Below are 14,051 nucleotides of genomic sequence, written 5' to 3'. Positions count from 1 at the left end.
CTGAAGCCGGTCGGGGCGAGCGAGGCGCAGCCTTCAGTCCGCCGATGCTGCTTGTATGTGTGCAAGAACCTCTTCGAGGGCGCTTACGGAGGCTCGGTCCTCCATTCCCCGGCAGCGTTCCAGGCTTTGGCTGACGATCCGCCGGGCTTCGGGGATGCGCTGCCGCGCGAGGAGCCATGTGCCGAGATCACGTGCGGTGCGGGCTTCGAAAAGATACATGCTCCGCTTGCGGCAACGCTTCAGCGCCCGCATCAGGTCGGCCTCAGTTTCCTGTTCGAAGCCTGTCTTTTGGGCCGTCATCAGGGCGTGGACGCGCCATAATTCACTCTCGAATGCGCCTTCATGGTTGGCCCTTGCAAGGTGCATCGCCTCTTCCTGATGGGCAATGGCTGTTTCCAGGTCGCCGAGCATATGGTGCCCATGGGCTATGATGGACCGCAAATAGGGGTGCACCGCGCCCGCTCCCGTGCCGCAGAAGGCGGCCATGCCCTCTTCCGCCAGCCGCAATCCTGCATTTGTCTCGCCATGGCGGATCAACGCATGGCCTTGCAGTACCTGCGCCCAGTATCCCCAGAACGGCAGGCCACGCTCCATGCTGAACGTATTGGCCTGTTCGGCGGCCTCGTGCGCCTCCGTCTCCTCCAGAATGTCGAGAAGCGTCGCCCGGCACACGAGCGTGTAGGCCATGCTGTGCGGATGGTTGACTTCCATGGCCACACGCACGGAAAGCCAGCTCGTTTCACGTGCTGTTCTCGTGCGGCCGAGCATTGCTTGTGCGAGGGAAAGAAAGGCAAGCGAGCCCGAACGCGGATCGCTGCCATAGAAGATGGGCAAGTCGCCATGGAGGGAGGGGGCGTAAAGCGACACGATATGGGAAAGGTGTTCGCAGGCTTCTTCCGGCTGGCCAAGCCAGAATAGGGAGACGCCCAGATGGCGCAGCGCCTCAAGTTCGAAGGGGACGCTCCCACGCTGGCGGGCGAGGGAAACACATTCGCGCCCCAGCCGGGTGGCCTGCTTGTGTCGCCCGCGCGCCAGGAGATTGACATGACGACCCAGCTGGGTGGGCAGGAAAAGCGTGTGTTCGCGTCCCAGGCGTTGGGCGATCTTGCCTGCCCTGTCAAAAACCCGTTCCACTTCGGGTGCGGCGAAGCCCTTTTCCGCCATATGGGCCGCTCCCAGAGCCATAAGGCCCTCCAGCTGAACGACTGCGCGTGTCTCCGGCGTGGAAATCTTGTCGGCAAGCCGCAGGACTTCCTCAAAATCGATGCGCGCCTCCTTCAGGCTCGAACGGCGTGTCGCACGTAGGCCGGCCTTTAGCCAGTTTCGCGCCGCTGCTTCCATGTCGCCCGCTGCACAGGCGTGGTGGGCGAGAAGCTCCGGGCGGGCCTCCGGTGTGCCGGCGGCCCGCTCCTCCTGAAGGATTTCGAACAACCACGCGTGGATCTGCCGCTTGTCACGTCGCCACAGGCCCGCATATGCCGCGTCTTGCACGAGCGCGTGCTTGAACCGGTAGACCGGCATGGAGCGTGCGCGATGGACGCGCGCCTCCACGTTTCCATTCGAAATGTCGCCCATCGAGACCTTGCCTGTGGTGGCATCGCTGCCAAAGGGGTCGATGACACGATGGACAAGATCTGCGTCCGCGAGTTTCTCCAGCGCCTGCTGCACCATAAGCAATACCTCCGGTCCGGTTTCGCATGCAGGGCGTAGTTCTGTCGCCATTTCCGCGGTAACCACACGCGCAAGCATGTCGAGCGGAAACTCGCGTCCGATACAGGCGCCGATCTGTGCAACGCGTTTGGGAGAAAATGCGCCGGGCGGCGGATGGCGCAAGCCGTCCAGGCGGGCGGTCAGGCTGTCGCGCAAGGTCGCGGGAATGTCGTTGTCATCGGCGGGCGAAGGCGATTGGCTGGCCCCCATATCAGCGGACGGGCCATTGTGGGGCGTGTGCCCGCTCGCATCCTTGTTGCTGCGGGCCATGACCGCGCGCGTCAGTTCCTCGATGAACAGGGGAACCCCGTCCGAGCGTTCCACGATCCGCATGATCCAGTCTGCGGAAAGCCCGGAGGGATCGGTGCGCAAGGCGATGTCGCTGGCGACTTCAACCGAATGCGGGCGGCTCAGTCGGTCGAGCGCCATAACCCGGCAATTGTCGTGCGCATACAGATCGCGGAGCGGATCCTTCTCGTTCCACGGTGTGGTCGCACGGCAGGTCGCAATCAGCATCATCTGCTTGTTGCCGAGCGAGAGCGCGATATCGTTTAGAAGCAACAGGGTGGTCGGATCGGCCCAATGCAGGTCCTCCGCGACAAGAATGAGCGGATGGCGAAGGGTCAGGGCGTTCAGGCAGTGAATCACCAGCATCGTCGTTCGGATGCGGACCTCTTCCGGCTTCAATGTGCTGAGAAGCGGCAGATACTGGGCCGCTGGAAGGTCAACGAGATTTGCCAGCAGCGGAACGGAGTATCCGTCGCGGATGCCAAGATCCTGCAGAAAGGCCCTGAGATGGCGAACTTTGGACTCATCCGAGCTTCCCTTCTCAAGACCGATGAAGTCCTGCAGGCCCGCGGCAAAGGGGTGAAGGGAAGTGCGGGTGTGCAACGCGGAGCACTGAAACTTGATCACCCGCTGGCCCACATCCTCAAGTCGCCTCAGGAAATGGCTGATCAGCCGCGATTTCCCAATGCCGGGGTCGCCGGTCAGGATCAGTGACTGGCCCTCACGCGCGCAGGTCTTCTGCCAGGCGAAGTTCATTTCGGCCAGTTCATGATGACGATTAACAAAAGCCGACATCGGCTTGGTCCGGGCGCGCTCGAAACGGGTGGGCGCATCTTCAGCGGCAAGGGGGCGGTAGGCTGTCACCGGCACAGGAAAACCGCGCATCTGGGCCTGGCGACCGGCGGCGAAGCGGAAGTCATCCCGTGTGAGATGATAGGTGGCCGCATCGACCAGCGCGGCATTCTCTTCCGCTTCGGTTTGCAGGCGGGCGGCCAGGTTTGGTGCCGGGCCGAGCAGTTCCAGTCCGTCCGGGTCGGCTGCCCGATTGTCGACAATGGCAACCTCGCCAGTGGCGATGCCGATCCTGAGCCGGAGCGGGGCCCCATCGCCACCATGGGGGCCGCCCTCGCGCTCAAGCTGCGAAAGCACGCCCAATGCGGCCATCACCGCGCGAGAGGCATTGTCTTCATGGGAGGCGGGATAGCCGAAGCAGCACAGAATGCCGTCGCCCTTGTGGTGGCAGATGATCCCGCCAAACGCCCCCACCGTCCTGCGTACGGTCTCGCGATATCTGTGCATCACGGCCCACAAGTCTTCCGGGTCGAGTGAATAAGACATCGCCGTCGATTGGACGATGTCAAAAAAAACGACACTGACCTGTCGGCGTTCTGATGTATTGCCGTTTCCCGTCATTGGAACAATTATCTCTGGAGCAATCACCAGCTTCCACTCATTCACGCATCTGAATTTATTCGGAATGTTTGGGGGAGTGTGCGCAGAGAATTATTGTTCCGTTGCCCTTATGACTGGGGCATTTTCGGATTTCATTGATCAGAGTGTGGAGTGCGTGGTGGCGTTTGTCCAGAAGATATGAGGCGTTCTCCTGCGTCATTGCCTCACGAGGTTTGGCGCAGCAGGGCTTGAACCATGTTTTCAAGTGCCGAGAGAAAGGCGGAGCGGTCCTTTCGGCTGACGGGGCGGCCGCCGCCACGGATCTCGCCCGTCTCGCGCAAGTGCCGGTTCAGATCGCGCATGGCCAAGGCCATGCCGATGCTGGCAGCATCGAAGGGCTTGCCCGCCTGACCGAGCGCCTTCGCGCCCTTCTCAAGGCAGCGCGAGGCAAGCGGGATATCGTTGGTAACGCAGATATCGCGAGCCGTGATGGCGTCTGCGATCCAGTCATCGGCCGCATCCGGCCCTTCCGGAACGATGACGCGCTTCACCAGCGGACTGTCATCGAGCCGCATCCACTGGTTGGCGACGAAATGCATGACGAGCCCGTGCCGCTCGCCCACGCGCACGACCTCGTCCTTCACGGTGCAGGCATCGGCATCGACATAGATCTGTGGCGCGGGAAGGGGCTGGGCGGGGCTCGTCACTTGCCTTCAAGCTCCTCGCGCAACATCTCAAGTTCAAGCCAGCGTTCTTCGGCATCCGCCAGCTTTGCTTCCAGATCCTGCAGTTCACCGCTCACGCGCTGGAACCCGTCCGGGTCGCGGCTGTAGAAGTCAGGGTCGGCCATGCGTTTGGTATGACCGGCGATCTTCTTCTGAAGCTCTTCCATCTCGCCGGGCAGGGTTTCCAGTGCGTGCTTCTCCTTGAAGGAGAGTTTGCGCTTGGCCTGCTGCGGCCTGGTCTCCACCCTGGGGGCAGACTGTGCCGGCTTCTCCGCGCGCGCCTGCGTCGGCTCCGTTGCGGAACGGGCCCGCACCCCATGGCCGCGTTGCGCCACCATATCGGTGTATCCGCCCGCATATTCGATCCACCGCCCGTCGCCTTCACCCGCGATCACGGACGTCGCCACCCGGTCAAGGAAGTCACGGTCATGGGAGACGAGAATGACGGTGCCGGAATAGTCGGCGATCATTTCCTGCAGGAGATCGAGCGTTTCAAGATCGAGGTCGTTGGTCGGCTCATCCAGCACCAGAAGGTTGGAAGGCGTGGACAGCGCGCGCGCCAACATGAGGCGGCCCCGCTCGCCACCCGAAAGTGCCGAGATCGGCGTTCCGGCCTGCTCGGGCGTGAACAGGAAGTCCTTCATGTAGGCGACCACGTGCTTGGTGACGCCCGCCACCTCCACCTTGTCGCCGCGCCCATCAGTCAGGGCCTCGCGAAGCGTCCAGCTTGGGTCGAGGCTGGCGCGGCGCTGATCGAGGGTGACCATCTGCAGATTGGTGCCAAGCTTGATCTTGCCGCTGTCGGGCTCCAGGGCCCCGGTCAGCAGGTTCAGAAGCGTTGTCTTGCCCGCGCCGTTGGGCCCGATGATGCCGACCCGATCACCGCGCTGGATGATGGTGGAGAACGTGTCGACGATCACGCGTTCGCCAAAGCTCTTGGACATCCCTTCGCATTTGGCCACCACCTTACCTGACGTGTCGCCCTCACTGGCGGCAAGCTTGACGTTGCCCTGCGCCTTGCGCTGCTCGCGACGCTGGGTGCGCAGGTCGGCGAGTGCGCGCATGCGGCCCATATTGCGCTTGCGCCTCGCGGTCACGCCGTAACGCACCCAGTGCTCTTCTGCCACGATCTTGCGGTCGAGCTTGTGCCGGTCGCGCTCTTCCTGTTCCAGCACCTCGTCGCGCCAGGTCTCGAAATTGGAGAAGCCCTGATCCATCCGCCGCAATACACCGCGGTCGAGCCACAGGGTGGAGCGGGCCAGATCTTGCAGGAAACGCCGGTCATGAGAGATCAGGACCAGCGCGGAGCGCATGGAGGAAAGTTCCTCCTCAAGCCATTCGATGGCGGGAAGATCGAGGTGGTTGGTGGGCTCGTCCAGCAACAGGATGTCGGGTTCCGGCGCAAGGGCGCGGGCAAGGGCTGCCCGCCGCGCCTCCCCGCCGGAAAGCCTTGAGGGATGTTCCTGACCGCTCAGGCCCAGTTCGCCCAGCAGATATTGCGCGCGGTAGTGGTCGTCGCCGGGCGCGAGCCCGTCTTCCACATAGGCGAGCGTGGTGTCGAAGCCGGAAAGATCCGGCTCCTGCGCAAGATAGCGCACGGTCGCGCCGGGCTGGACGAAGCGACGTCCGCCATCGGCCTCCACGAGACCGGCGACGATCTTTAAAAGGGTCGACTTGCCGGAGCCGTTTCTTCCGACAAGGCAAAGCCGGTCGCCGGGGGAGACGGCCATCTCGACATCTTCGAGAAGCGCGGTCCCGCCGAAGGTCAGCCGGATCGATTGGAGCGTGAGGAGCGGTGTTGGGGCCATGGTAGGTGGCATTTACCCTTGCCGGGCTCATCCGACAAGGCTTGCGTAAGGTTCAACAGCATGATGGTGGCGCGGTGTTGCCGTTTTCACGAGTCGGGACAGCGAAGCTGATTGGTCAGGCGGTTCTGAAATGGGCCCATGATCTGTAGATGCTGGCCTGTGGATGACTTCGGGGAGCAAACCCAAGGAGAACCAAGAGGATCCCCCGCCCGGTAACCATAAAGCCACAAAGACGCCATGCAGTATCGAACCGGGCCATAAAACAACCTATGCAACATGTGACAAGAACCGGCGCTAATTCTCCCCAGCTCGACAGTCCTTACAGACAAGATAACGAGACCGAGATGCAACTTCCCAAATACGAGCAGGTCGCCGAGACGCTGGCGCAGGAGATCCGAGAGGTTCGGTATCCTGAAGGGTCACTTCTTCCTACGGAAGCTCAGCTGTCTGCTCGCTTCAATGCCAGTCGTCATACCATCCGCCACGCACTTCGCTCGCTGCGCGAACGGGGGCTCGTAAACTCCCGGCAGGGACGGGGAACGGAAGTCGTCAGCAGTCGCGAGCGGTCGCCAACAGCGGGCCAACATCAGATTGGCAGTTTTGCGCTCAATCCCTTCGACTATCCCTTTTGTCTTCAGGGGGTCTCCACCGTCACGGCGGATGATCGGGCCGATGTCGGTATCGCCAAAGCGGCTCATGAGCGCCCCATGTTGCGATTGAGCGGTCATTTCAAGTTCGAGGGTTCAAGCGCGGACGTTTCTGCACTGATCTTTCTGGATGAGGCTTGTGGAGACGTGGTGCCTCGGTTGGCGGAAGGCCGTCTTCCGGATCTTCTCGCCGAGATGCATCATTTGCGACCTGCCCAGATCCTGCAGGCAATTTGTGCCGAAGTCGCCGATCTGGAGCCTGCCATGCAGTTTCCGCCCGCCTCATGCTCCCTCAAGACCTGCGTGCCGGAAGGGCTTTGCCGGCTGGTGATGACGCGCCGCTATCTCGACCCGGCAGGGCTGACCTACATGGTGCTGCGCACCATCTGTCCCCCGACCGGTTTTTTCCTGCATTCAATCCTGCCAGGGGATCAGGAAATTGCCTCTCAGTGCAATATCTCGGGCGCAGCAGAACTACGTTCAACCCATTCCTGAGCGATAGTGACAGGGCCCTGCCGGAGCGTTGCCGCATTTCGTTTAAGTGCCGGTCAGGCAGGCGGCATGTGCGGGCATGATCAGGTTGCCGTCCCTGACGAAACGGATTTTCAGTTTTCTTTGATCTGTTGAGGTGGAAACAGAAGTGATTCCATCCGCGGTCGCGTCGGGAAAATGGCGCAAGACCGGAATGCGATAACCTCGTTGCTGGCCGCATAGCCCTGTTACCTTCGCGAGCCATGCGTGAAGGGGCGATCGATGGTGTCTTGAGCGGAAGGTGCCGTGTCGACGACAGGAGCGTTGACGCAGATGCTGGCGTGGTTTTCCATCATGCCGTTACGGGAAAAACGTCGGATTGCGTCAATCGGCGCCGTCTTGCCAGGGTGGATCGCGCTATTTCTCATTGGTGCAATATGCGGGTTACGCTAGGGTCGGTTGCGACGTGAACGCCCCTGGAGACGATGCGGGCCACAAGAGAGGTTGGAATCCATGAGTGCTGCTATTGTTGGCTGGTCACACCTGCCTTTCGGCAGACTGTCCGAGGAAACGGTGGAAAGCCTGATCGTGAAGGCCGCCGCCGGTGCGTTGGCCGATGCGGGCATCGAGGCCAGCGACGTCGACGAGATCATTCTCGGCCATTTCAATGCAGGCTTCTCGCAGCAGGATTTTACCGCCTCGCTGGTGTTGCAGGCCGATCCGGACCTGCGCTTCAAGCCTGCCACGCGCGTTGAGAACGCCTGTGCCACCGGCTCTGCCGCGGTGCATCAGGGGGTGCGCGCGGTGAATTCCGGTTCCGCCCGCTTCGTGCTGGTGGTCGGTGTGGAGCAAATGACCACAACCCCTGGCCCGCAGATCGGCGAAAACCTGCTCCGTGCCTCCTATCTTGAGGAGGAAGGCGATATTCCCGGCGGCTTTGCCGGTGTCTTCGGCAAGATCGCAGGCGCCTATTTCCAGAAGTACGGCGATCAGTCAGACGCGCTTGCCACCATCGCGGCCAAGAACCATCGCAACGGCGTGAAGAACCCCTTCGCCCAAATGCGCAAGGATCTCGGTTACGAGTTCTGCCGCACCGAGAGCGACAAGAACCCCTTCGTGGCCGGCCCGCTGAAGCGGACGGACTGTTCCCTCGTTTCCGATGGTGCGGCGGCGATCGTGCTGACCAACACCGAGATCGCTCTCGGCATGAAGAAGGCGGTCGCCTTCCGTTCGCTCGCCCATGCGCAGGATTTCCTGCCCATGTCCAAGCGCGACATCCTTAAATTCGAAGGGTGCAGCACCGCCTGGAACCGCGCTCTCTCGGCAGCGAACCTCACCATCGAGGATCTCTCTTTCGTGGAAACCCATGACTGCTTCACCATCGCGGAACTGATCGAATATGAAGCCATGGGGCTTGTGCCGGAAGGCAAGGGCGCGATCGCGGCCATGGAAGGCTGGGTGGAGCCGGACGGCAAGCTGCCGGTCAACGTGTCTGGAGGGCTGAAGGCCAAGGGGCACCCGATCGGTGCGACCGGCGTCTCCATGCACGCGATCACGGCCATGCAGCTGAGCGGCGAAGCCGGGGACATGCAGCTCCCCAAGGCCGATATCGGCGGCATCTTCAACATGGGCGGCGCGGCGGTCGCCAACTATGTCTCGATCCTGCAAGCCCTGAAATAAGTTCGCGCGCTTCCAACACGTCAATCAAATGAAAAACGCCCGCCGGTCTCCCGGCGGGCGTTTCTGTCTTTGTCAAAAGGACGACGGATGCCCATCAGTGCAGGGCGTCGTAGTCCTTGCCGGCGAGATCGACCACCTGGTCCACGTCTTCGGCGCGCATCAGACGGTCGTCGACGAGGTCTTCGGCCGCCGCTTTGACAGCCGCCTGATAGGCAGCCTTGTCGGCGTAGCGGTCAGACAGCGGCGTACGGCTGTCGCCCTCGGCCGCAGTGGCCGGGAAGGCGAAGAACGAGCCCTGCGTGGTGTAGAGTTCACCTGCTGCGAAGCCCTCGGCGCGCGGGTTCCAGCCCGTATAGGTGCCAAGCGGAGCGGCCAGACGCGGAAGCTCCACGCCACCAAGCTCGTTGCCGTCGACATCGAGTGCGGGGACGAACTCGGGATAGGCTGCGCCGCGAGCGGGAGGCTGGACCGAGTAGTCCATGACCTGAAGCTTGTTGAATTTCGGCGTCGTGGCTTTGCCCGAGATCGTCGGGAAGTTGAGCTTGGCCGGTGTCACCAGCGTTCCGTTGGCGACGCTGGGATAGCGGCTGGCCGGGGGCTCTACGCCTTCAGCAACCCAGTCCTTCATGTCTTCGTAAAGAGCACGCATGACAGGGGTTCCCGACAGCGGGTTGTTCAGGTTCGCGGCAGGTTCCTTGGCAGCGGGCTTGGCGTCCAGCAGCGAGAAGTGCTGCGTGCCTTCGATGAAGTAGAGCCGAACATTATCCGGCATGGTCAGGGCCTTGCCGTCGGGCGAGGTGGAAAGCAGGTAGGCGCGAGCCTGCCAGAATTCCGTCGACGTGTCCGATTGCATGATCAGCGGGCAGGTCTCGCTCGCTTTGCACGTGTCCAGAATGCCGCCAGTCTCCCCGGAGACGGGATCGGTCATCGAAACATAGGTGAAGGGGAACTGGTCGCCCTGGTAGTCATGGTCTTCATGCTGGCGGGAATAGCGGCCCTGCTGCGCGAAGGCATAGTTGGAGTAGGTCTTGCGCGAACCAGCAATATGGATCATCGCGCCGTCGAACACCTTGTTGCCCTGCTCGTCGGCGTTGAAGCCTTGGTAAATGATGTCGCGCAACAGGCGACCGGACTGGGAAATGCCCATGCCGACCGTGTGCTCGATACCCGAAAGCGGGTTCTTCGCCTCATGTCCGGGATTGCCGCGCAGGAACGACACGACGTCGCGAATTCCCGCCATGCTGAGGCCTGCCGGGACGGCATCCTTTGCCGGATAAATGAACTCATAGATCGCGCCTGCCGGCATGGAAGCCGGGCGGGTGATTTCGACTTCATTCTCGCTGACATATTTGAACGACAGGTCTTTCGGCGTGGTCGCCTCATCCGTGTCGTTGACGCGGACCGTGATCTTCGCCTTGGCGGGATCAAGATCGGCGGCCGGATAGGTGAGCTTCAGCGTGCCGGTCTCGCCCGGCTTGTCGAAGATCTTCTGTTCGCGGGAAATCCCGGTGACGCCCTTTTCCACCGGCAGGGTGACGTTGAGCAGCTTTTCGCCCAGGAAAGGCTGCCAGCCGTTCCATACGATCGTGTCGCCCTGGGAGAGGAGGAAGCCGTCACCGGCGTCTTCCGGCTTGGTAGGGACAGCGGAGGAGTGGGAGGCATTCAACAGCATGAAGCTGAGATTGCGACCACGATTGGGAACTTCATAAAAGAGGACGGGAGAGCGCGAGTTCTCGTCGCTCGGACGCAGGATGGAGACTTCCGACGTGAAAACAACATCGCCGTGCTTGTCGCGCGGAGCCTTGTCGAGACCGACGATGCCGGCATTGGCCGGATCGTCAGGCTTCACTGCGATCGTCGCGATGGCGTCGATACGTTCATAGGCGCCGACTTCACCGAAACTTGTACCTTCGATCGCAGGTCCAGTGGACTCGATCTTGAAGTCGATCACGCGCGACATCGCCGTTCCAGACAGCATTGTTGCTGCCAGAAGGCTCGTTGCAAAAATGAGTTTTGATTTCATACTGTCACCATCCATGAAAGGGGGAGTATGAAACGAGAGGTTAGGCGCAAGCGGCGGCGCATGGCGATAGTGAGAAAAGACAGTGTGCGTCAATCGTCCGCACCTCGACCGCACGGGTGACGCAGCGGTCCCCGAGGGTTCCGGTGTGTGGTTAAATGGTACGCATTGCAATTAAGCGGTGGACAGGTGTGCAACCTTGAAGTGTTGCGCGCAAGAACGCCCGCACACTTAGGGCGTTCGGATGGTCTTGAACAGGAAAGGCTCGTAACGGAAGCCCGGTTTGTTGCCTGGGCGACGGGCCGTCGGCAACATTGACGCGATCCTTGAAGGCTCACGCCTGACGACGCATCCATGGGCGGGCCCCCGCCGGGATTTCCTTCGCGCTCTCGACGGGTTGGTAATGGAGAACGACATCCGGCACGCCGTTGCCCTCAAGGCTTGCGCGGGTCGGTACATGGGTGACCGCGAAGGCATCGAAGCCGCAGCGGCGCATAAGGGCAATCTGGTCGATCAGCACATCGCCGATCGCCCGGATCTCGCCGGTGAAGCTGAGTTCTTCGCGCAGGATACGCGCAGTCGAATAGCCGCGTCCGTCGGAGAATTTCGGAAAACGTACAGCGACCGCCGCCACATGCGCGATATCGGCGGCGAGGGCGCGAATATCCTCGCCAGCCTCCACCACCACGCCGGTTGGCGCGTTGCGACCTCTCAAGGCGTCTGCCGATGCGCGCCAGACCTCCAGCGGCACAAACACTGGCCCCGCAGCGGGCAGGGCCTCATCCTCGCCAAGAAAGGTCCAATCGCAGGCCTGGAAACGGCCGTCCTTGTAGATGTCGTTTGCCGATTTGGCGTCCAGTTGCATGCCGCTCATGGATCAGATCCCGCTTCCGTCGATTTCGCGCCCATGCGTGGGCAGATGAATGCCGCATTCCACCTTGTCGGCGCCGCGCCAGCGTCCGGCGCGCGCATCCTCGCCGGCGCCACCTTGTCGGTGCAGGGCATGCAGCCGATGGAGGGGAACCCTTGCGCCACCAGCGGATGAGGCGGCAGGTCGAGGCGGGCCGCGTAGTCCTTCAGATCCTCCACCGACCAGTTGGCCAGCGGATTGATCTTGATGCGCCCGTCGGCCACCTCGAAGAGCTCCAGCTTCGAACGCGTCGAACTCTGGAAGCGCTTGCGCCCTGTCATCCAGGCATCGAAGCCGTCGAGTGCGCGGTCCAGTGGCAATACCTTGCGCAGGTGGCAGCAGCGGTCCGGGTCCTTGAGCCAGAGCGCGCCTTGCGGATCGGCTTCAGCCAGTTCGTCGGCATCGGGCGTGATGGTGCGAACCCCGGTCAGACCGAAGCGTGCGACAAGCGTCTCGCGGTAGCGCAGCGTCTCGCCGAAAAGCTTGCGCGTATCGACGAAGAGAACCGGCGCGGAGGCGTCCACCTCGCTGAACAGATGCAGCAGAACAGCGGATTCCGCCCCAAAGGACGAAACAAGCGCGACCTTGCCGGGATAGAGCCGGTGAAGTGCCGTCTCCAGCAGCTTAGGGGTGTCCAGCTCGCCATACTGCGCATTGAGAGCCTGAGCTTCCGACCTCAGCGCGTTTTCTGGATCGAGCGCGAGGGCTGTCGCGTCACGCGGTGCCATAAAGTGCCTCCTTGAAGGGGCCGTCGCCCACCCTGCGATAGGCTGCGAGAAAGGTCTCGTTGTCGTTGGCGCGAAGCTTCAGGTAGGTCTCCACAACCGTTTCCACCGCATCGATGATCTTCTCACCGTCGAAGCCGCGCCCGACGATGGAGCCGATGGAGGTGTGCTCATCGGCGGAGCCGCCAAGGGTGAGCTGGTAGAGTTCCTCGCCCTTCTTCTCCACGCCGAGAATGCCAATATGGCCCACATGGTGATGGCCGCAGGCGTTGATGCAGCCGGAGATCTTGATCTTCAGTTCTCCGATCTCGCGCTGGCGGGCGGACGAGCCAAAGCGGTTCGAAATCTCCTGCGCAAGCGGGATGGAGCGCGCATTGGCGAGCGCACAATAATCGAGCCCCGGGCAGGCGATGATGTCGGTGATGAGCCCGCAATTGCCCTCCGCCAGTCCCAGATCGACCAAGGCTGCGTGGATCTTGTCCAGATCGTCGAGCCGCACATGCGGCAGGATCAGGTTCTGCTCGTGGCTGACACGCAATTCGTCGAAGCCGAAGGTTTCGGCCAGATCTGCGATCGCATCCATCTGATCGGCCGACGCATCACCCGGTACACCGCCAATGGGCTTGAGCGAGATCGTCACCGAGGCATGACCGGCCACCTTGTGAGGATGGACGTTCCGCTCCGCCCAAGCGGCGAAGGCGGGATCTCCCGCGCGCTTCGCCTCGTAGCGTGCGCCGTTGGCGGACGGATCGAAGGCAGGCGGTTGGAAATAGGCCTCGATGCGGCGAACCTCTTCGGCAGGCAGTTGCAGAACGCCGTGGCGGATCTTCTCGAATTCTGCCTCGATATCGGCGCGCAACGCCTCGATCCCGGTTTCATGGACAAGGATCTTGATGCGCGCCTTGTATTTGTTGTCGCGACGGCCATAGCGGTTGTATACGCGCAGGATCGCCTCCGAATAGGCCAGCAGATCCTCTTCGGGCAGAAACTCGCGCACGAGCTTGGCGATCATCGGCGTACGGCCCTGGCCGCCGCCCACATAGACCTTGAACCCGATGCCGCCGTCTTCGCCGCGCACGACCTGCATGCCGATGTCATGCACCTGAATGGCCGCACGGTCATGCGGCGCGCCGGTGATGGCGAACTTGAACTTGCGCGGCAGGAAGGTGAATTCCGGGTGCAGCGACGACCACTGGCGGATGATTTCCGCATAGGGGCGAGGATCGGCGATCTCGTCGGCGGCGGCGCCCGCAAAATGGTCGGCGGTGGTGTTGCGAATGCAGTTGCCCGAGGTTTGGATCGCATGCATCTCCACGGAGGCCAGATCTTCCAGGATCGCCGGAATGTCGGAGAGGCTCGGCCAGTTGAACTGGATGTTCTGGCGCGTGGTGAAATGGCCGTAGCCGCGGTCATACTTGCGCGCGACATGGGCGAGCATGCGCATCTGGGCGCTGTTCATCGTGCCATATGGCACACACACGCGCAGCATATAGGCATGAAGCTGGAGATAGACGCCGTTCATCAGGCGCAGGGGCTTGAACTGCTCCTCGTTCAAGTCTCCGGCAAGACGGCGGCGGACCTGGTCGGAAAACTGTGCGATGCGCTGATCCACGAATTCCCGGTCGAATTCATCGTAACGATACACGGGGCTCGCTCCTGACGATTGGCTTTTTGT

General features: G+C 62.0%; 9 protein-coding genes. 2 read left to right on the top strand and 7 right to left on the bottom strand.

The window, feature by feature from the left end:
* Positions 1 to 33: 33 nt before the first annotated feature.
* The 3 genes from ABGM93_RS11155 to ABGM93_RS11145 all read right to left on the bottom strand — a co-directional run bounded on the left by ABGM93_RS11155 (position 34) and on the right by ABGM93_RS11145 (position 5,923).
* On the bottom strand, positions 34 to 3,336 hold the full coding sequence (locus ABGM93_RS11155; protein ID WP_321499440.1) for an AAA family ATPase: 3,303 nt from the start codon (positions 3,334 to 3,336) through the stop codon (positions 34 to 36).
* 278 nt (positions 3,337 to 3,614) lie between these two features.
* Positions 3,615 to 4,097, bottom strand: coding sequence for a YaiI/YqxD family protein (locus ABGM93_RS11150; RefSeq protein WP_321499437.1), 483 nt, complete (start codon positions 4,095 to 4,097; stop codon positions 3,615 to 3,617).
* Positions 4,094 to 5,923 carry an ATP-binding cassette domain-containing protein gene (locus tag ABGM93_RS11145; RefSeq protein WP_321499434.1) on the bottom strand — a complete coding sequence of 610 codons (1,830 nt, stop codon included), beginning with the start codon at positions 5,921 to 5,923 and terminating at the stop codon, positions 4,094 to 4,096. Before ABGM93_RS11145 ends, ABGM93_RS11150 begins: the two co-directional genes overlap by 4 nt.
* Positions 5,924 to 6,192: 269 nt before the next feature.
* On the opposite strand from ABGM93_RS11145, the gene ABGM93_RS11140 reads away from it, so the two are divergent.
* Positions 6,193 to 7,065, top strand: coding sequence for a GntR family transcriptional regulator (locus tag ABGM93_RS11140; protein WP_321499432.1), 873 nt, complete (start codon positions 6,193 to 6,195; stop codon positions 7,063 to 7,065).
* Positions 7,066 to 7,554: 489 nt separating this feature from the next.
* Positions 7,555 to 8,721, top strand: coding sequence for an acetyl-CoA acetyltransferase (locus tag ABGM93_RS11135; protein ID WP_321499430.1), 1,167 nt, complete (start codon positions 7,555 to 7,557; stop codon positions 8,719 to 8,721).
* A 94-nt stretch (positions 8,722 to 8,815) separates the two neighbouring features.
* On the opposite strand, the gene ABGM93_RS11130 is transcribed toward ABGM93_RS11135, so the two are convergent.
* The 4 genes from ABGM93_RS11130 to ABGM93_RS11115 form a co-directional block, all read right to left on the bottom strand.
* The gene (locus ABGM93_RS11130) at positions 8,816 to 10,744 is read right to left on the bottom strand and encodes an alpha/beta hydrolase domain-containing protein (protein ID WP_321499428.1); all 1,929 of its coding nucleotides are present in this window, start codon (positions 10,742 to 10,744) and stop codon (positions 8,816 to 8,818) included.
* A 331-nt stretch (positions 10,745 to 11,075) separates the two neighbouring features.
* Positions 11,076 to 11,615, bottom strand: a complete 540-nt coding sequence (locus ABGM93_RS11125; RefSeq protein WP_321499425.1) for a DUF934 domain-containing protein — start codon at positions 11,613 to 11,615, stop codon at positions 11,076 to 11,078.
* Complete coding sequence (locus ABGM93_RS11120) at positions 11,612 to 12,379, bottom strand: phosphoadenylyl-sulfate reductase (protein ID WP_321499423.1); 768 nt, start codon at positions 12,377 to 12,379, stop codon at positions 11,612 to 11,614. Before ABGM93_RS11120 ends, ABGM93_RS11125 begins: the two co-directional genes overlap by 4 nt.
* The gene (locus ABGM93_RS11115) at positions 12,366 to 14,021 is read right to left on the bottom strand and encodes a nitrite/sulfite reductase (RefSeq protein WP_321499421.1); all 1,656 of its coding nucleotides are present in this window, start codon (positions 14,019 to 14,021) and stop codon (positions 12,366 to 12,368) included. Before ABGM93_RS11115 ends, ABGM93_RS11120 begins: the two co-directional genes overlap by 14 nt.
* Positions 14,022 to 14,051: the final 30 nt, after the last annotated feature.

This window comes from Breoghania sp., assembly GCF_963674635.1.
Lineage (GTDB): Bacteria > Pseudomonadota > Alphaproteobacteria > Rhizobiales > Stappiaceae > Breoghania.
The sequence above is the reverse complement of the archived record's forward strand: the minus strand, read 5'-3'. Positions and strand labels throughout refer to the sequence as shown.

Coding starts and splice junctions, on each gene's coding strand:
- ABGM93_RS11130 (WP_321499428.1), bottom strand. CDS start 10,744: ATGAAATCAAAACTCATTTTTGCAACGAGCCTTCTGGCAGCAACAATG.
- ABGM93_RS11140 (WP_321499432.1), top strand. CDS start 6,193: ATGCAACATGTGACAAGAACCGGCGCTAATTCTCCCCAGCTCGACAGT.
- ABGM93_RS11120 (WP_321499423.1), bottom strand. CDS start 12,379: ATGGCACCGCGTGACGCGACAGCCCTCGCGCTCGATCCAGAAAACGCG.
- ABGM93_RS11135 (WP_321499430.1), top strand. CDS start 7,555: ATGAGTGCTGCTATTGTTGGCTGGTCACACCTGCCTTTCGGCAGACTG.
- ABGM93_RS11155 (WP_321499440.1), bottom strand. CDS start 3,336: ATGTCTTATTCACTCGACCCGGAAGACTTGTGGGCCGTGATGCACAGA.
- ABGM93_RS11145 (WP_321499434.1), bottom strand. CDS start 5,923: ATGGCCCCAACACCGCTCCTCACGCTCCAATCGATCCGGCTGACCTTC.
- ABGM93_RS11125 (WP_321499425.1), bottom strand. CDS start 11,615: ATGAGCGGCATGCAACTGGACGCCAAATCGGCAAACGACATCTACAAG.